We start from the raw sequence: 19018 nt of genomic DNA on the forward strand, positions 1-19018 counted from the left end.
CCTTTCTGTTCACCCTTATTATAAAGGTATCGACTACTACCTTGCAAGGATGTCAAACATTATATGTACACCCGCAGTCCTCCAACTGCGGGAATTTTTATAGCTCTGCCAGCTGGGAAAGAATTTGCTTGCCAATGTCAATCAGTTCATCCAGACGCTGCCGCAGATCTTCCATGTCGGCGGCGTAGACCTTGCCGCACTCGTTGGCACGCTTGGCGTACTGATTCAGATTGTTGCTACAATTCTGGAGCAGATAAGCCATTCGGCGTAGCTGCGGCAGATCGAGATTTAGGCAGTATCCATCCAATGCCATTTTGCGGATATAGGCACTCAAGCTGCGGATGCCCATGCTGAACATCTTTTCATAGATGCGGTTCTTTTCTGTTTTGGTCAGGCGCAGGATGATGATTTCATCCCGCTTCTCTTTCATCGTGCATCACCATCCTTATCATAGTAGCTGCGGAACGGTTTGACAGGCTCCGACTGATTGGTCTTTTCCCCCAGTGCAGCCAGCACAGACGGACGAGTTGCAGGTGTTTCGGTTTCCTCGGTTTCTTCGGGAACATCCTGCGAGGAACTGCGGTCACGGTCGATGTTCAGCAAGGCGTTCAATTCAGCAAGGCGGGCAGACTTTTCGACCAGTTCTTCCTCCTGTGCAAAGGGCTTTGCCACTTCGACCTCTGCGGCCTGCTTCTGCTGTTCAAGGTTTTGCAGAGCATTTTCGGCATCTGCAATACGGTCAGCGAAATTGTCGATGGCATTGTCCAGACGAGTGATATTGCCGTGCGCATCATCACCTAGTGACACCGGGTAGCTTAATTCTGCCCGAAGAACGGCCTGATGCTCATTCTTGAAGCTGTCGAACCGGATGTTCAGTTCAAAGCCGCGGTAGGTGCCCAACAGCATCATGTCTACATTGGGCATCTCCTGCCGTGCCAGAAGCAACCGTTCGCCCGCAGTCTTTTTGTCATCGTACACCACGCCCTTGATGGTCATGCCGCAGAAATTCTCTTTGTCCTGCGGGTGTGCTGCTGCAATCTGTGAATCCTGCTGCAAAGCAGTAATGCGGGTTTTCTGTTTCTGAATCTCTTCCGGGAATGTTTTGAGTAGCTTATCCTCCAGACGATATTTCTGATTCTGGAAGTCACCCCGCAGAACTTTCAATTTTGCCACCTGCACATCCAAGTCCATCTTTTCCCGAATGCGAGGATCGCCAGCACACAGAGCCTTGATTTCAGCGTAAGACAGAGCCTGTTCATCAATATCATCGCAAGAACGCATGGGCGATTTACTCGTCATGATCTGCGAAATAAACTTCTGCTTATTCTCCAAGGTCTGGTACAAGTAGGCGTCAAATGTCGATTCGGTAACGTAATTATAGACGTAAACCTGTTTGTTTTGATTGCCTTGGCGGATGATTCTACCGTTGCGTTGGGTCATATCGGAAGGACGCCAGCCTACATCCAGATGATGCACTGCCACGAGCAGCGTTTGTACGTTGGTACCGGCTCCCATCTTGGCGGTGCTGCCCAACAGCACACGCACCTGTCCGCTGCGCACTTTGGAGAAAAGTTCTGCTTTTTTGTTCTCCGTGTCTGCATTGTGGATAAACTCGATCTCCTGTTCGGGCACACCAGCATTGAGCAACTTGGAGCGGATATCATCATAGACGTTGAACGAACCGTCACCCTTGGGAGTAGACATATCGCAGAAAATTAACTGGGTCAGCTTCTGCTCCTTGGTGTCGTTCCAGATGCGCAGGACGTTGTTGACGCAGGCATTCAACTTACTGCTGGGGTCATCAGGCAGAGCGGAATTCATCAACCGCTGGTCAAGACCGATTTTGCGGCCATCCGACGTGATTTTCAACATATTATCCACAGAGGGGTCAACAGAACCGCTGTGGACTTCGGCTGCACGTTCGCTCAACGCCTGCACCATGTCCTGTTGGATTTCCGAAGGCTTGACCACTACGGTTTCAAATTTAGCTTGGGGCACTGGTAGGTTCAACTGATCGCTGGTCTTGATATCCGCCGCTTCTTTGAACATCGCCATCAATTCGGGAAGGTTGAAGAACTTAGCGAACCGGGTGCGTGCACGGTATCCGGTACCTTCGGGCGCAAGTTCAATGGCCGTGGTCGTCTCACCGAAGGTGGATGCCCACGCATCAAAATGGGTCAGTCCTTTCTGCTGTAAGGTGTTGTACTGGAGATAGCGCATCAGGGTATACATCTCGGTCATGCTGTTGCTGATAGGGGTGCCTGTCGCAAAAATAACACCACGGCCTCCGGTGATCTCATCGAGGTAGCGGCATTTTCCAAACATATCGGAGGATTTTTGTGCTTCAGATGTGCTCAGTCCGGCCACATTCCGCATCTTCGTATATAAGAACAAGTTCTTATAGTTTTGGCTCTCATCCACAAACAACCTGTCTACGCCCAATTGCTCAAACGTAACCACATCATCTTTACGGTCTGCGCCTTGCAGCTTCTCCAGTTTCTGTTTCAGAGACTTACGCAGTTTTTCCAGCTGCTTTACCGTGAAATGCTCACCAACCTGTGCTTTCGCTTCTTCGATGGCCTCCTCGATTTCATCCATCTGTTCCTGAATCAGACGCTCCTGTCGTTCTGCGGACAAGGGAATCTTTTCAAACTGGCTGTGTCCGATGATAACTGCATCATAATCACCGGTCGCAATTCTCGCACAGAATTTTTTTCGATTACCGGGTTCAAAATCTTTCTTGCTGGTAACCAGCAGCTTCGCATTGGGGTACAGGCGTAAAAACTCGCTGGCCCATTGTTCCGTCAAATGGTTTGGCACGACAAAAAGACTTTTCTGACACAAGCCCAGACGTTTCAGTTCCATAGCGGAAGCCGCCATCTCAAAACTCTTGCCAGCACCGACTTCGTGCGCCAAAAGGGTGTTGTACCCATACAGCACATGAGCAACCGCATTGCGCTGATGCTCTCGCAAATTGATCTCCGGGTTCATGCCCACAAAATGAATATGACTTCCGTCATACTCACGGGGTCGGGTGCTGTTAAAAAGCTCATTGTACCTCTTCACCAGCAGAGTCCGCCGCTGCGGATCTTTCCAGACCCAGCCAGCGAAAGCATCCTTGATGGCCTGCTGTTTCTGCTGGGCGAGGGTGGTTTCGTTCTGATTCAGCACGCGCTTTTCCTTGCCATCCTCCACGATGGTATCATAAACGCGGCTGTCACGCAAGTTCAGGGTATCCTCCAAAATCTTGTAAGCGTTGGCTCGGCGGGTACCGTAGGTTTCAGTGGCCATAATGTCACCAAAGCCAGTAGCAGATTTATTGCTGATCCGCCATTCGGAAGTGTAAGGGGAGTAGCGAACGGTGATGGCATTGTTGTAGCGGATACGATAGGGCGGCTGAAAAGTTTCCATCATAAACTGTTGTACGATAGAGGGGTCAAGCCATGTGGCACCCAAACGCACATCAATTTCAGATGCTTCCAGATCTTTGGGCTGTGCTTTTTCCAGTGCAGTGACGTTGACTGCAAACTCCGGATGGCCTTCCGCAGCAAACTGTGCCATGCGTAGCTTATCGCGCACATTGCCCGAAAGGTATTCGTCCGCAGTCTGCCAGCCGGCTTCCGGGTCATCTGCATCGGCTGCAGGATCTTTGAAAATCACACCGGACAATTCGGTGGTAATGCGTCCGTAGTCACCGGGAGTGCCCAGCAGTTCCGCCATATAAGGCAAATCGACCTTACCATGCTCACCAATAGATACCGCCAGTGCTTCGCTGGGGGTATCCACACTGGTGACAACGCGTTCCGGGCGAATCGTCCGTTTGGTGAACATATCTGCCTTGGATTTGAGATTTTTATTCTCGTCCAGATTTTCCAGTGAGCAGAGCAGATAGTAGGAACTGTCATCATCGAACAGGCGGGCATTTTTCTTGTCGTTGATCAGCCCATATTTTGCAGTAAAGGCATCGTAGGCGGCGTTCAATTTCGCCTGCGATGCCTTGATATCCTCGTCCGGGAAGTCGTTCAGCTGCTGGTCAATCAGTTCGTTGACGATCTGCCGCAGTTCCACCATACCAGCAACACGGCCCTTGGCGTTATCGGATAGTTCGATTTGCGTCATGATGGAGTTTTCGCGGTAGTAAATGTCACCATCTACCACGGTGTAGCTGAAATTCTTCACGGCGGGGTCTGCAGGCAGCGTCTTACGCTGCGCTTCCGCGTCTGCAACATCTGGGGCGGCGATTTCTGCTGTGGTATACTGTCCCTCGATGTGTTGTACGGCTTCGGCAAGCTGGGCTGCAAGGCTGGTGCCCTCAAGGGGCACAACGGTCAGGTCGTGACCGTATTGGGTGCTTTCCAGTTCTAACTTTCCCAGCACCATCTCCGGGTGGTCTACGAAATACTGGTTGATGGCAAAGCCATCTTCTGTTTTGCCCAACTGCACCCAGTCCGGCTCATGGTCAATGGGGCGGTCACGTTTTTGCAAAAAGATAATGTCGCTGACAACATCCGTGCCAGCGTTGGCACGGAAAGCGTTGTTGGGCAGACGAATGGCCCCCAGCAAATCGGCTCGTTCTGCCATGTGCTTGCGGGCGGTGCTGTCCTTGCTGTCCATGGTGTAGCGAGAAGTCACAAACGCCACGATGCCGCCCGGACGCACTTGGTCGATGGCTTTCGCAAAGAAATAATTGTGGATGGAGAATCCCAGCTTGTTATATGCCTTATCGTTGACCTTGTACTGACCGAAAGGCACATTGCCCACCGCCAAATCGTAGAAATCACGGCGGTCGGTGGTCTCAAAACCAGCGACGGTAATGTCTGCCTGCGGGTACAGCTTTTGGGCGATGCGCCCGGTGATGCTGTCCAGTTCCACACCATATAGGCGACTGCCCGCCATGCTATCCGGCAGCATTCCAAAGAAGTTGCCTACACCCATGGACGGTTCCAGAATGTTACCGCTGCGGAAACCCATACGCTCCACTGCATCGTAGATACCACGGATCACGGTGGGGCTGGTGTAGTGGGCGTTCAGAGTAGAAGCGCGAGCGGCGGCGTATTCATCCTCAGAGAGCAGCCCTTTCAACTCTGCATATTCCTTTGCCCAACTATCTTTGCCGGGGTCAAAGGCATCCGCCAGACCGCCCCAGCCCACATATTGCGAAAGCACCTGCTGCTCCTCGGCGGTGGCACCCCGGTGCTCCTGCTCCAAAGTGCGCAAGGTCTGGATGGCTTCAATATTGCGGGCGAATTTCTGCTTGGGGCCTCCGACACCCAAATTATCATCCGTGATGTGAAAATTTCCTGCGGCTTCCGGCATCGGTTCAGCGTTCAGGGCTTCGTCTGCGGCAGCAGCATCCGGAAAGGTCTGCCACTCGCCATTGACCTCCACAGAGATAGGCAACTTGTCCAGTTCCTCATCAGGTGTAGGTTCATCCCGCCGCAGACCGTCCTCGAATTGCTGCTTGTTGAGTACCTCGTTATCCCACGACTGCCCATGCGCGCTGGTGTCGATGCGCACATCGGTTTCGCCAACATAGCCGATTTTGCCTTCGATGGTTCGGGTGGGAAGGTCAACAACAACTTCGTCACCGACCTTGTAATCAACAGCCTTTTCAGGAGAAACGTCAATAATTTCATCCTGCTGCTGTTCATACAGTTCCCGGATATTGGGCAACCGTTCAACCCGGAAGATGGGCTGTCCGCTGTTGGTCAAGTCCATGTCCTGCAAGCTGACGGATTTGAACATGAAGTTGACGTGATCCACACGGAAATCCCGGCCATCTAGCTTGATGATGATGCCGATCGGCAGATAATCTTCCTCTCGCAGATATTTTGTCTGATGATGGGTACCATCTCCGCCCTGTCCGGCTAGATAGATGCTGTTGCCCTCGGCCCACAGCTTCTGCGATTTTGCTACCCACTCTCTGCGCAAAAAGCCGGTCACTTTGACTTTTCCCAGCGCATTTTCCTGTGACAGCAAATTAGAACGAAAAACTTCCTTTACAGTGATTGCATCTTTGTCATAGAACAGAAAATATCCGCCCAGTTCAAAGCCAATCAGGGTATTGGGGTACTGCTCTTTCAGAGCATTGTATTCGGCAGCGGCATCACCATCCAGCATTGGGAGCTGTCGTTCCGCTTCCTGCACGGCGGCACGATGCTCTTTTTCCTTATCGGTCAGGTAGCGGTCAGACTGAATCATCAGGTCGATGTATTTCTCGACCTGTGTCCAGCTTAACGTAACCTTTTGATGATCCGGGTAGTGGTCAAATTCAAGTCCTTTTCCATCATGATTTACAAAACCGCTGCTGCCATCCAGAAAATCCTGCGAATGTCCGCCGATGCCGTACTCTTTCGCCAATGCTTTAGCGCGGAGTTTGCGGTCGGGCTGTGTCTGGTACAGTTCGATGATCCGCTGCTTACCGCCTGCAAACCCTGAACCGTGCTTGCGCAGTTCGTTCTCAATTTCAGCCTGCGACAAAACAAAAGCGGAGGGCGTTTTTTCGCTCTCCGCTTGGTCGATTTTTTCAATTTGCTCAGCTTCGGTAGGAATGTGGGCATTGAAGAAACTTAGCTGTAGATCAGCTCCGTCAGCACCAGTTCCTCGGCTTGCGCTTTCAGGCTGTTCATGTGCTGCACCCATTCCATTTGCCGGCTCTTCTTGTCCGGGGCCGGGTTCGATTTCAGCAGTTCGGTCATCAGATGCTCCTTCATCGCTGCTGCGTTCTGCTCCACCTCCATCAGATGCGGATACAGGCTCCCGTTCATCAGCATCGTGTGGTACAGCACCGGACGCTGCTCCTTCAGATACGTCCGGCGCAACCTGCCGTACTTGCCCAGCGGCTTCCGGGGCTGGTTCAGGGTCAGGTTCGGAAGCTGGTAGTCCCCGACGGTCGAGTAGGTCACGTTCCTGCTGTTCGTATTCATATTGGCTCCTTTCTGCATTGCGGCGGCGAATGGTTGTTTTTACGGTGCGCTCGATGTTCCGCAACACCTCCCGGCTCATGTCGCTGACAGCTGCGCCGAGGGTGTAGACGGCATCCGGGGTGGAAAAATTGTAGATTGCCTGAAAATCGTCCTTGTCGAACCACCCGGCAGGCTCAAAGCCGCAGCGTTCCAGCAGCGTGTAGGTGACACTGATGGCGGCAGCGGACTTGAACTGCATCTCCACCCCGGCTTCATCATAATCCATCAGCAGCGACCCGTCAACGATGGCACGAATGTCCCCGCCGTTGTTGTCCCAGTAATCTGCCACCAGTTTCCCGGCAACATCGGCAAGCTGCTGGCTGACACGCTCTCCGCTGATGCCGTAGGTGGCGGCGAGCATTTCCGAAACCGGCTGCTTCAGGTCGTCGTTGTACTGCCACACCTCCGGATCACGGGAATTGCGGCGAACCCCGGTATCGCTTACGTCAAAGACGTAGTGCAGTCGGGGAAATCCGCTGGATTCGTCCAGCAGAGCGATGCCCTTGGCACCCCGGCGTACATAACGGTTCATCCGGTTGTTCCAGATGTCAAAGTCGGCGCAGGCGGTGGCATCCGGGCGCTGGGCGTAGATCATGAGCTGGTCGGCAAAAGGGTACTTGTACAGCCGGGATGCGGTGGTCAGGTAGTCCGTCCAGCTTTCCCAGTATCGGGTCAAGCCGTTGGCCGTGCGCTGGGCAAGGGCGAGATATTCTTCGGTTTTGTTTAGCATTTTGGCCTCCTTTTTCAGATTTTAGGGTATAAAAATAGCGGGCAACCGTTTTGGGGTTGCCCGCTGGAAAGTGTATCGAGATAAGATTATTTGCTATTGCCCTTTATGTACTTCATAACGCAGCACCCCATCACGATGACGGGAAGCACGGTTCGTAAACCGAGGTCGCCGACCCGCACATTTACATCAATCACAAGCCCTGCAAACCATGCCGCTAAAGTGAAAACAGTTGCCCAACCGTAACTCATAGAACTGTACTCCTTCATATGTGAATATTCAAAACTCTCTTCTCAGCTTCAGCTTTCATAGCTGCCCGCAAGGAACTTACATTTATTCGACTCGAATGTTTACCGGATTCAGTGTAAGGTTGCCTCTGCCTACCACCTTATACCATTTGCCTCGTTCAAGTTTGATTCTTTCCGTTACGCCCTGTGTAATATATCCGATTTTGTATTTTTCTCCAGTCTCAACATCGGTAAAGACCACATCAGTATCACAATCGCCGCTTACTTTTACAGTTCCCCAAAGTGGCTGTATTTGTTCTGTCTTTATAGTGCTTTCATCGTTTGAAAGGGTGAAAGTATGGCTTCTCTGAATATTGATATAAATCGCCACCAGAAAAACCGCTGCCAGACATAAGGCAAACCTTCTTGTTTTCATCGAAACACCTCCTGTAAATTCGGTTTTATCGAGTCATATCACATAAGCGGACTCTTCAAACTTACAGCTCAGTTTCCACTGCAAGCTGCTCCTGCTTCTCTTTTTCGTCAGCGATTTGGACGTCAATATCTTCGCGCATCTTTTTCAGAAGTGCGAGGACTCGCTTGATTTGACCCTTGGTGTTTTCCACCCTGCTCTGTGCCTGATTGATGTGATCCAGAACTGCCCAGTCTGCAAAGAGGCCGTCAAAGAAGAAATCCGCAAATTTCAAAAAGCTGTCCACCGTAACCTGAAGGTCTGCGGTGATTTCAACATCGGAAAGTTCAGTTTTGAACCGCCGCAGTTCCACTTGGAGCTGTTCGATTTGTTCCTGTGCATCGTCCAGTTCCTCATACTTGGCAAGATCGGCCATCAAACCGCCGCCCATTACGTCCCATGTACTCCAGCCCTCGGCATTGTCGAGGGTTTCGAGAACTTCGTTGACCGTATGCAAGGCAGTCTTTCCTGCGTTGATGGCTTCCAGCAGCTCCCGCTCTTGAACTTTCAGTGCGGCAATGCGGCTTTCGCTTTCCGCAATCTGCTGTGCGGCAGGGTGGGCAGAGACTTTGATGCTTTTGATTTTTTCGGAAAGAGCAGCTTGATACTGACTTTCGCAATCGGACAGCCGTGCCAGTCTATTTTGAATCTGCTTCAAGTCGGCATCAACGGAAGAAAGATCATGGAGAGCCGCATCGTACTTGACGCAGGCTGCATAGGCTTCCTGCCGTTCTTTGTCCAGCTTTTCATCCATTTTTCCAATCACTTGATAGAAAAATGCGGCAAGGCTGTGTCCCTCCAGACGGTCCACATCAGCCTGCTCTGCCAGCTTGGATTTTTCCAGCTTTTTCAGGCAATCAGCAAGCGTATCTCTCTGGGCGGTCAGTTCTTTCTGTTTTGCTTCGCAGCTTTTCTTTTCAGCGACCTGCTGCCAAAGCTCTTTCAACGTAGAATCACTCATATGGAATGTCCTTTCCCGGCATTACGTTTCTTCGTTCAGAAGCTGGTTCAAAAAATGCTGCCGATTATTTACAAATGTTTTGGTGATAACGTAGCTGTCCGTATCTTCATACTGACAAGGATGAATCGTGCCATTGTCGAAGCTAAAAATCTCAGCATCAGGCATTCCGAGGAGAATGGGTGAATGTGATACGATAATGAATTGCGCCCCTTCTTGGGCACACCGATAAATGTTGATCAGTAACGTGAGCTGCCGCTGCGGGGATAAAGCGGCTTCCGGCTCGTCAAAAATATAGACTCCATCTGCACCCATGTAGTCCTGCGCAATGGCGAGGAAACTTTCACCGTGTGATTTTTGGTGATAGCCTTTGGAGGGATGATCGTCATCGGAATAGTCGATTTCCTTGGTGGCTACATTATAGAAACTCTCTGCTCGGAGAAAATACCCGAACTTTGGTCTGCGATACCCCTTGGAAATCGTCATAGCCTCACATAGTTCCGAATGGGAGTTGTATGTGGAAAATGAATAGTTCTTCGTTCCACCCTCTGCGTTGAAGCCGTAAGCAACAGCGATTGCTTCCAGAAGCGTAGATTTTCCACTTCCATTTTCGCCAACAAAGAACGTAATGGGCTTATGGAATGTAAAAGTGTCGATTCCACTGATGGCAGGAATCTGACGAACATAATTGTATGGGCGAACTCTGTTCCAGTCGATGGTCAGCCCTTGGATAAACAGATCGTTCATACAGCACTCCATACTATATAATGTAAGAAACACTTAGCTCCGCTCAAACCCAAGATAGCGGGTGCCCTGAAAACTCAGCTTTCCAATGTCGCCCTGCACGAGCAGACCATAATCGCTTCCGTCCACTTCAAATTCCATCCGGTCGCCGCTCTCCACCTGAAAAGTCACATAGTACGATGTAAATGTGCTAGTGTCGTATCCGTGCGCACCGGACATATCTCCGGCATTGGCACTGCTGGAATGCGAAACATCGGTGCGCTTTGCTACCACTGTTGCCGGAACGGTAAGCCGCGGCGAGTGGTTGTTTTTGTTCCATGTGCGGAGATTTGAAATTAGAGCAAAGAAAAACATTCCAATAAAAAGCAGGAACAGGATTGGGAAAATGAAGCTGAATATAGCGTCAAACCATCCAAAAAACATTTTACTCCTCCAAAATTTCTTCCAGCAGGTCCTTTACATCGTCCAGAAAAGATTCTTCTCCAAGGGTGTTCACCTTGAAGAACACCGCCTGACTGCCGCCTGCGGTGATGGCAGACAGGCGGATCGGACTGTCTCCATTCTGGAACAGGGTCAGCGTCAGACTCAAGCGGTTGCCGCCCATCATGCTGTACCGTTCAAATACACGGACACTGCACCGGGCATCGCCCTCTTTGAAATCACTGCCTGCCTCTAAATCTGCCGACCAACTGCTGTCCGGGATTTCATTTTCCAGCTTCCGAAGCAGCTTGTCAAAGTTTTTGTTTCGGATGGTCTTTTCAAAGATTGCCATAATGGTTCCTCCGTTCTGACAATTAAAATTCAGTCCCTTATTTTTGATACGAGCAGAGCCACAGGAAAATTGCGGAGAAATCGCTTGAAGAGAGGAATTTTGTCTAATTTGATTATAGCATATCTTTTGGAAGAACAAAATACTTTATGTACGCCGCCCGCAGGCGGCAAAGATCAGTCCAGTGGAAATTCCAACTCGACAAACTCAGCATCAGTCATGAGTTTCAGCTTTTCGATAACGCCCTCCGACAACTCCCGCAGGGCAGTTTCATCGGGCATCAGGTAGCACTGCATCAGCCGCAGTTCGTGAATAAGCCCCAGCCGGGTGCCGGTGTTGTAGAGCATCATCAGCATCAGTTCCTCATGGTTAAAGTTCATGCGCATCCCTCGCTTTCCGGCAGACCATGGGGTTGCACTCCGGGGCATCGCACTTTTCCTTGAGATTCATCAGCACCGAAGCACGTTCCGGCTTTTTATCCAGAAACCCCTGTAAATCTTTGAAGCCGATGCTGTCCACATAATGCACAGACACCTCGCCATTGCGTTTAAGTGCGATCACATCGCTGACGGACAGGCTGTGTCCCTCAAAATCCTGCGGACGGGAGAGGTTGAACATCTGAAACAGCTCTTCCAAAACCTCGTCGCTCGGCACATCCTGCCACATGGCGGGCAGATCAGCATAGTAGGTGACCTCGTAATGCTCCGGGTCGGGCGTTTTGCCTCGACGATTCAACTCCCGCATAGAAGCAAATCTTTCATCAAGGATTTTTTCGTCATGCCGCAGCTGCATCACCATATAAACATCGCACCCTGCGTTCAGAAATTTCTGCGGGATGTCCGCCATGGGTTCGCCGTCAAAATTCTGGTTCCATTTTTGCTGCATCGTCCACCTCACAGTTCTGGCGCAGAACGTGCAGAGGATTTTGGCGCAGACGTATCACTTGCCAGTGCTGCCAGCTTTTCCAATGTGGAAGGGCGGTGATCTGCACTCAGTTCCTCGGCTTCCGCAACTTTGTCCATGACGGCATCGTAGTCCTGCAACAGCCGCCGGCCCTTTTCCAAGTGGTGCGCTTCCAGAATCTGCTCACGGGCTTCCTGAATGGTCAGTTCCGGGGCATTCAGCTGCCCGCCGTCCATCACAGAATAATCGCTGTGGTAAATGGTGTAGTCCCATCCATCCTCATAGGACTGGATGGCAAGGTAGCCTTTGCCGCCCAGTTCCCATGCAGCCTGCTCGTCCTGTGTCTGAATCTCCGGGTAGAAGTCTGCATGGTTTCGTTCCATGACCTCGGCAAACTGGCAGATGTGGAACACATTGCCCAGACCGCCCATGTCAAAGTGATAATCATCCAGATGTTCCAGCCGTGCCGTAAAGCTGCGCCCATCCGGGTAATCCACCTGTACAACTCCGCCATCGGGAATGCGGTAGATGTCGTCATAGTGGCTGTTGATGAGACGAATATCCTTCGGCAGCGTTTCAGGCTCCCAGATGCGCCGTCTGCCGATACCAGCTTGCGGGATGTTTTCGAGGATCTTTACGCTTTCCTGTTGGATGACCTTGCGGTCATCGTCCGAAAGTTCAAACAGATACCAGTTCCGGGCGGCAGAAATGGCGTTCCTGCCATCGGGCGGCAGGTTCTTTTTCGAGATCTGCCCGCTTTCCAGCGGCTCACCAGTTACCTTGTTGTAGGTGGCAAAGCCGACGCCTGCGCCATTCTCTCGCAGATGCAAGTATTTGTCGTCATTGATGAGATAAACAGCTTCTTTGGTTTGTTCCATCAGCACCCACCTTCAAATTCCAGAGAAAATCTGCTGCGGCCATCAGCTTCACAGGACAGCAGGACGATGGCGTTGTAGGTCTTGCCCTTGGCACTCTTGCAATCCTTCAGGCGGACACGCCCATCCCGCAGCAGCTTGTCCGCCACATGAGCGTCCATGCGTTTGCCGAGCCGTTTCAGAAAAGCATTATCCTTCCACAGCACGAAACGGCACTCTCGGTTCTCGCAGAACCAGCCCTTTTCACGCTCCACAACATTTGCACCGCAGTTCGGGCAGATACCAATAATCTTGTTTTTCATAAGCGCATTCGCTCCTTTTTTCATTTCCGTGTTCTTTACCAGTTCGGTAATCATCGTATTGATCTCGGTCATAAATTCGCTCGGCTCCATTTCGCCACGTTCGATTTGCAGCAGCTTTGTTTCCCAATCGGCGGTCATTTCCGGGGATTGGATTTCTTCGGGCATCACAGTGATGAGGGCTTTTCCCTTATCCGTGGGCAGCAGAACCTTGGTTTTCTTGGTGCCTTTGCGTTCCAGAAAGCCCTTCTGTACCAGTTTTTCGATGGTGGCGGCTCTGGTAGCCGGGGTGCCGATGCCCTGACGTTCCACACCCTCCGGCATACTATCCGCACTGGCAGTTTCCATCGCATGAAGTAGAAGGTCCTCGGTGAAATGCTTCGGCGGGGACGTTTGCCCCTCTTTCAGTTCGGCACCGGAAACGCTGCACCGGCTCTGCTCCTGCACATCCGGCAGAACAGCCGGTTCTTTCTGCTTGCCCAGCAGCTCGCCCAGCATTTTTCGCTCCACTGCTTTCCATCCCTCGGACAGCACAACTTTGCCTTTGGCGGTAAATTCTTCGCCTGCGCAGATGGTAGTCAAGGTGGTTTCTGCATAGCAGTAAGGCTCACCCACGGCACAGAGCAGCCGTGCGGCAATCAGCCGCAGGACATTCCGCTCCCCGGCAGGGAGGGCGGCAAGATCTGCGTTTGCCATGCTTTTCGTGGGCAGCAGCGCATGGTGGTCGGTGACCTTGCTGCCGTTGATGACCTGCTACACATGGATGGGAAACGGCTCTTCCACAGCAAACGCCCTACCCGTGTCCGTCACCAGCCCCGGAAGGGATGCCGCCATATCCTCCGTCAAAAACCGGCTGTCTGTGCGGGGGTAGGTGATGAGCCTTTTTTCGTAAAGACTTTGGGCATAATCCAACGTCTGCTGCGCCGTAAATCCCAACAGACGGTTTGCGTCCCGCTGCAATGCGGTAAGGTCATAGAGCTGTGGCGGGCTTTCGGATTTCTCCTTGCGTTCCATCTTTTGCACCGTGGCACGCCCCTCCTTTCGGCATTTGGAAAGCAGCAGTTCGGCATCCTCTTTTTGAGCAAACCGCTTGCTGGATGCCGTGCACCCGCTGGTCAGTTCCAGATCCACCGTGTAGAATTTCTCCGGCACAAAGGCGGCAATGGCAGCTTCCCGCACTACCGTCATGGCAAGCACCGGGGTCATAACACGCCCCACCGCCAGCGGTTGACCGTACAGACACGAAAAAAGCCGGGACGCATTGATGCCGACCATCCAGTCGGCACGTTCCCGGCAGAGTGCTGCGTTGTACAGCGCATCGTATTCAGTTGACGGTTTGAGTTTCTGAAAACCCTCGCGGATGGCGGTTTCCTCCATGCTGGACAGCCACAGGCGAGAAAAGGGCTTTTTGCAGCCTGCTTGCTGGTACACCAAGCGGAAAATCAGTTCTCCCTCGCGCCCTGCGTCCGTAGCACAGATCACGCTGTCCACATCCGGGCGGTGCATAAGTTTTTGCAGGATGCCGAACTGCTTTTTGGTGCTGGCAGACACCAGATACTGCCACCTTTCCGGCAGAATGGGCAAATCAGCGATACTCCACTTGACGTACTTAGCATCGTAAACATTGGGTGGAGCCAGCTCCACCAGATGACCCACGCACCAGCTGACGAGATAGCTGTTGCCCTCAAGGTAGCCGTCTTTGCGGCTGGTTGCGCCAAGGACTTTTGCATAGGACATAGCGACGGATGGCTTTTCCGCCACGACTAATTTTGCGATAAAAATCACTCCAATCTGTTTCTGATTGCAATATGTACGGCGGCAAAACGCCGCCTTAAAATCAGATGGGTTCGGTATCTTCCTCGCCGGTTTCTTCCGGTTCATCCTCCACAGGAATCTCAAAGTCGCCCTTGTCCTCGGTGTAGTTTGCATCGGGGTCAAGAGCTTCTTTTTCGGCCTGCTTTTTCTGCTTCTGCTTCATAAAGGTGTAAATGCCGCCGCCAGCAACCAAACCGACCAGCGCCAGTACGCCTAAGAATGTGGCAGCATACTTCGTAACTTTGTTGCCACCAGTCTGTTCAGAACCGGATGCCGCCGCTTCTTCCGCTGCTTTCTTGGCATCCTCCTCAGCCTGCTTACGCTCCTGTTCAGCCTGTGCCGCCGCTTCCTTTTCGGCGGTATAGGCTTCGGCATCTTCATCTTCCATCAGGGAGAGCAGGTCGGCTTCATCCACAAGGTTCATAAAGTGGACGGTCTGCTGTCCCTTGGCATTGCGGTCGATGACCAGATAAAAGGTGGCTCCCGACTTCGATACCAGCGTAATGAACTGCTGTCCGCTGCCATCGGAGTAGTCAGTGTGGTAATCGTCCACCAGAGTCAGATTGCCCTCCGGGGTCAGAGCACCGGTTTCCTCATCGGTCACGGTGACAGCCTCTTCCTCTTCGGTGGCAGCAGTCAGGACAGGCTGTTCCACTTCCTCCACAGGCTCGCCGTCATAGGCAAAAGCAGGAGCTGCCATGCCAGCGCACAGTGCCACCGACAGCACCAGCGCACATACCTTATTCATCATCTTCATTATCGGGGTCCTCCTTATCAATGGTAGCACCGACTGCGGACAGCGCAGCCGGGTTCGGGGTGGAAGTTGCGGACTGCCGCAGCAGGGCGGCAAGCTGTTCCGGCGTGACCTTTGCCGTCCGAACCATCTCGTTCACTTCGGCGGCTTCCGCTTCCTGAATGCGCCGCTCAAGGCTTTCGATGCGGTTGTTGATCTTGATGCGCCGCTCCTTCTCTTTTTCCAGAGAAGCGCGCAGCTTATCGAGTTTTTCGCTCATACTTTCCTCCAATCATTTTGAGAGCCGCCCAAAACCGGACAGATATTTCTGCCAGTAGGACGAATGAATATCGGCATACTTTATGGGGTCGCCAGCGGACACCATCATGCCGTTGCCGAGGTAGATTCCCACATGACTTTTCCCCGGCGTATCATACGTTCCTTCAAAGAAAACAAGGTCGCCGGGCTTTGCTTCGGCTTCGGAAATATGCTGGCTCTTGTTCCATAAACCGTTGGCGGTCGTCCTGCCCACGTTATACCCGTTCTGGTTGTAGACCCAGCAGACGTAGCCACTGCAATCGAACCCGGTTTCCGGGGTGGAGCCGCCCCAGACGTAGGATGTGCCCACATACTTTTGGGCTTCCTTGTAGATGGCGGCGAACTCCTCATCCGTCAGGGCTTCTGCCGGAACCTGATAATCAATGCCCGGCGCGCCAGAGCCATCGGAGCCACCGGGCGGCAGACCGCCGTTAAACAAGTAGGGTCTGCCGCCCAAGGTATCTTGAAAAATTTCGTACCGTTTCCACTGGTCGTTGTTCAGTTCCTCCCGGATAACCACTTCCAGCCCTTTATTCACCAATTTGGTGTGAAAAATTCGATACTCATAGGGCACTTGCACGGTGTAGGGGATGCCAGTAAAAATGTCGATCATCACTACCGTGCGGTATCGGGTCTGGACTTCTACCCATGTAGTCAGCTTGTATTGCTTAGCAAACGTTTCCTTGAGTTTTGCCTGCACCTCGCTGCGGGTGTAGTCATCATACAGAGTCGTGAGAAAAGAGGTCAGCTGCCACGGATCGTGTTCAATATCATCCAGATGGTATCGATATTCGTCATAGCCGGGATTGTCGGTGGGGGTACGCTTGATTTTCTTATCCAGTTCCTTTTCCAGCTTCTTGTAGTCGGTTTCAGCTCCCCGGATGTCCCGATCCTCTGCGGTGTAGATGGTCTGCCCGGATACCTGCGTGGTGCCGGAAAACAGAATGGAACAGGACGAAAACGCTGACATGACCAGCAGCAGGAGCAAAAGAAAAACGCCCACGATCAAAAGAACGTGCGCGTTGCTCTTTGCAAAATTGGCAATGCCGTTGACTGCGGTGCTGACCACCGATCTTCCTTTGTCGATGACCTGTTCCATGCCGGACTTTGCAGCATTGGTGCCGTTGGATGCCGCTTTGCCGCCTGCGGTCTGCGCCGCCGTGCCCGACCGGGCGGCGGTATAATAGCTTTTGTGAATTTCTTGCCGCTGTTTCCAACGTGAAAGCCAGTTGGAGCCGCCCTCGCCGGTGCCGGATGCGCCTGCATCTTGTGGCGCAGTCGGCTCCTGTGCAGAAGATCTTGCGGTTTTTGTGCCTTTCTTGCCCTGCATCTTGGCTTTCTTCTTGAGTTTACGGGCGTAGCGGCTCTTGGAAATATCCCGGACATTTCCAGCCGTTTTTTCGCCCTCGCTCAGAGCCTGCACACCGACGTTTTCATCCTCGTACTGGTCAACTTCCCGGTGCACCGCAGAGCGGGCGGCATGAGCGGCGTACATTTCCCGCTTCTGTGCCTTGCTCAACCGGCTCAGTTCGTCCGGGGTCAGTTCCGCCTTGCCAAACCGCAGATGCTGTGCCTTTTCCGCAGCTTTATCTGCATCAGTTTTCAGCTTTTTCTTTCTGGGCACCGACTGCTCCACCTTGGTTTTCTTCGGGGGCGAGCGGGTCTTTTGGGTTGACGTTTCCTCTTTGATGTTCAGCTTCGGATTACTCATTTCTGTGTGCCCTCCGAGATCTCGTTGAGTTTAGTCGTGAGGATACGGTAGAGTTCAAGGTCTTTCGGGAAGTGGTCAACAAAGGGCAGAATCACGTTGCCGAAGAACAGCAGCCCTTCACCTTCGCCGGAGTGGGTCACATAGGAAAGCTGATGGGGCGAGATGTTGAGTTGCTTTGCGAGAATCTGTCGGTCTCCGTTGGCCTGATTGAGCATATACACAAAGTCCGAGTTCTCGAAAATGTTCGATACTTCGGGGCTTGCCAACAGATCTTTGACGTTCTGCGTTAGGGCTGTCGGGATGCCGCCCCACTTACGGAAACGCTTCCAAATCTCCACAGAATAAGCGGCAGTCTGTTCCTCTTTCAGCAAAAGGTGGAACTCGTCTGCATAGTACCGGGTGGATTTTCCGGCACTGCGGTTGGCGGTGACACGCCCCCACACAGCATCCTGCACGATGAGCATACCGAGTTTTTTCAGCTGTTTGCCAAGCTGTTTGATATCAAAACAGACGATGCGGTTATTGATATCCACGTTGGTGTGGTGGTTAAAAATGTTCAGACTGCCCTTGACGTAGATTTCCAGCGCAGCCGCCACATGGCGGGCTTCCGGTTCATCTTGCGTCAGCAGGGCGTTGTACAGATCTTCCAACAGCGGCATATTTTCTGGGGTGGGATTCTCGAAATACTTGCGATAGATTACATGGACGCAGCGGTCAATGACCGTCTTTTCCACTGGCTGCAAGCCCTCCTTGCCACCCACCACCAGTTCGCACAGGGACAGCACAAAGTCGGCTTTCAGTGCCAACGGGTTATCCTCTTCCGAGTAGTTGCTGTTGATGTCCATCGGGTTGATATACTGGGTGCTGGCAGGGCTGATGTGGATAACCTGCCCATGCAGACGCTCCACCAGCGGAGCGTATTCTGCTTCCGGGTCGCAGATGATAATATCATCGTCCGTCACCAGAAAAGCGTTGGTGATTTCACGCTTTGCACTGAAGGATTTGCCGGAACCGGGAGTGCCCAGAATCAGACCGTTGGGGTTCTTCAGCTTCTTCCGGTCCACCATGATAAGGTTGTTGGACAGGGCGTTCAGGCCGTAATACAGGCTTTCCTTACCGGACTGGTACAGTTCCTGCGTGGTAAAGGGAATGAAAATGGCCGTACTGCTGGTAGTAAGGCCGCGCTGAATCTCAATCTGATTATCGGCCAGCGGCAGAGAGGACATAAGCCCCTGTTCCTGCTGGTAATCCAAGCGGCACAGATTGCAGTTGTGCTTCTGTGCGATGGAGCTTGCCTGAAAGACATTGTTTTCCAGTTCCTGTTCGGTACGCCCGGTGTTCAGCACGAGGAATGTCACCAAAAACATTCGCTCGTTCTGGCTCTGCAATTCCTTCAGCAGGGCTTTTGCATCTCTGCCGTAGGTTGCCAAATCCGACGGAATGATGTCAATATCATATCCGGCACGGATTGCCTTCTTCTGTTCCTCGATCTTGCTGCGATC

General features: G+C 52.3%; 15 protein-coding genes and 1 pseudogene. All 16 read right to left on the minus strand.

The window, feature by feature from the left end; genetic code table 11:
* Positions 1-97: 97 nt before the first annotated feature.
* The gene (locus tag C4N23_RS12770) at positions 98-430 is read right to left on the minus strand and encodes a plasmid mobilization protein (RefSeq protein ID WP_112146459.1); all 333 of its coding nucleotides are present in this window, start codon (positions 428-430) and stop codon (positions 98-100) included.
* Positions 427-7695 (minus strand): DEAD/DEAH box helicase family protein, encoded by a 7269-nt coding sequence (locus C4N23_RS12775; RefSeq protein ID WP_425349598.1) that lies wholly within the window; start codon positions 7693-7695, stop codon positions 427-429. Before C4N23_RS12775 ends, C4N23_RS12770 begins: the two co-directional genes overlap by 4 nt.
* A gap of 86 nt (positions 7696-7781) precedes the next feature.
* Positions 7782-7943, minus strand: coding sequence for a hypothetical protein (locus C4N23_RS14110; RefSeq protein WP_165852876.1), 162 nt, complete (start codon positions 7941-7943; stop codon positions 7782-7784).
* A gap of 82 nt (positions 7944-8025) precedes the next feature.
* The gene (locus tag C4N23_RS12795; RefSeq protein WP_112146467.1) at positions 8026-8355 is read right to left on the minus strand and encodes a hypothetical protein; all 330 of its coding nucleotides are present in this window, start codon (positions 8353-8355) and stop codon (positions 8026-8028) included.
* A 61-nt stretch (positions 8356-8416) separates the two neighbouring features.
* A complete protein-coding gene (locus C4N23_RS12800; protein ID WP_112146469.1) occupies positions 8417-9352 on the minus strand; it encodes a hypothetical protein in 936 nt (311 codons plus the stop codon).
* A gap of 21 nt (positions 9353-9373) precedes the next feature.
* Positions 9374-10096: an AAA family ATPase gene (locus C4N23_RS12805; RefSeq protein WP_005921747.1), complete on the minus strand. Its 723-nt coding sequence runs from the start codon at positions 10094-10096 to the stop codon at positions 9374-9376.
* 33 nt (positions 10097-10129) lie between these two features.
* A complete protein-coding gene (locus C4N23_RS12810; RefSeq protein WP_015536783.1) occupies positions 10130-10516 on the minus strand; it encodes a DUF2500 domain-containing protein in 387 nt (128 codons plus the stop codon).
* Position 10517: 1 nt separating this feature from the next.
* Positions 10518-10865 carry a DUF6054 family protein gene (locus C4N23_RS12815; RefSeq protein ID WP_112146471.1) on the minus strand — a complete coding sequence of 116 codons (348 nt, stop codon included), beginning with the start codon at positions 10863-10865 and terminating at the stop codon, positions 10518-10520.
* A gap of 173 nt (positions 10866-11038) precedes the next feature.
* Complete coding sequence (locus C4N23_RS12820; protein ID WP_112146484.1) at positions 11039-11242, minus strand: transposon-transfer assisting family protein; 204 nt, start codon at positions 11240-11242, stop codon at positions 11039-11041.
* Positions 11232-11747, minus strand: a complete 516-nt coding sequence (locus tag C4N23_RS12825) for a YodL domain-containing protein (protein ID WP_112146473.1) — start codon at positions 11745-11747, stop codon at positions 11232-11234. The genes C4N23_RS12820 and C4N23_RS12825 overlap by 11 nt, the downstream gene beginning before the upstream one ends.
* Positions 11748-11755: 8 nt before the next feature.
* Entirely contained in the window at positions 11756-12643 is an 888-nt protein-coding gene (locus tag C4N23_RS12830; RefSeq protein WP_112146475.1) for an LPD16 domain-containing protein, read from the minus strand.
* Positions 12643-14676: pseudogene (locus C4N23_RS12835) on the minus strand (DNA topoisomerase 3). Before C4N23_RS12835 ends, C4N23_RS12830 begins: the two are co-directional and overlap by 1 nt.
* A gap of 100 nt (positions 14677-14776) precedes the next feature.
* Positions 14777-15511 carry a DUF4366 domain-containing protein gene (locus tag C4N23_RS12840; RefSeq protein WP_112146477.1) on the minus strand — a complete coding sequence of 245 codons (735 nt, stop codon included), beginning with the start codon at positions 15509-15511 and terminating at the stop codon, positions 14777-14779.
* Positions 15495-15767, minus strand: coding sequence for a DUF4315 family protein (locus C4N23_RS12845; RefSeq protein WP_112091926.1), 273 nt, complete (start codon positions 15765-15767; stop codon positions 15495-15497). The genes C4N23_RS12840 and C4N23_RS12845 overlap by 17 nt, the downstream gene beginning before the upstream one ends.
* A gap of 12 nt (positions 15768-15779) precedes the next feature.
* Positions 15780-17516: a C40 family peptidase gene (locus C4N23_RS12850; protein WP_112146479.1), complete on the minus strand. Its 1737-nt coding sequence runs from the start codon at positions 17514-17516 to the stop codon at positions 15780-15782.
* Positions 17513-19018: VirB4-like conjugal transfer ATPase, CD1110 family (locus tag C4N23_RS12855; protein WP_181567131.1), on the minus strand; the 1506-nt coding region annotated here is incomplete at its 5' end. The genes C4N23_RS12850 and C4N23_RS12855, both read right to left, overlap by 4 nt.

The organism is Faecalibacterium hattorii (assembly GCF_003287455.1).
GTDB classification, from domain to species: Bacteria; Bacillota; Clostridia; order Oscillospirales; family Ruminococcaceae; genus Faecalibacterium; species Faecalibacterium hattorii.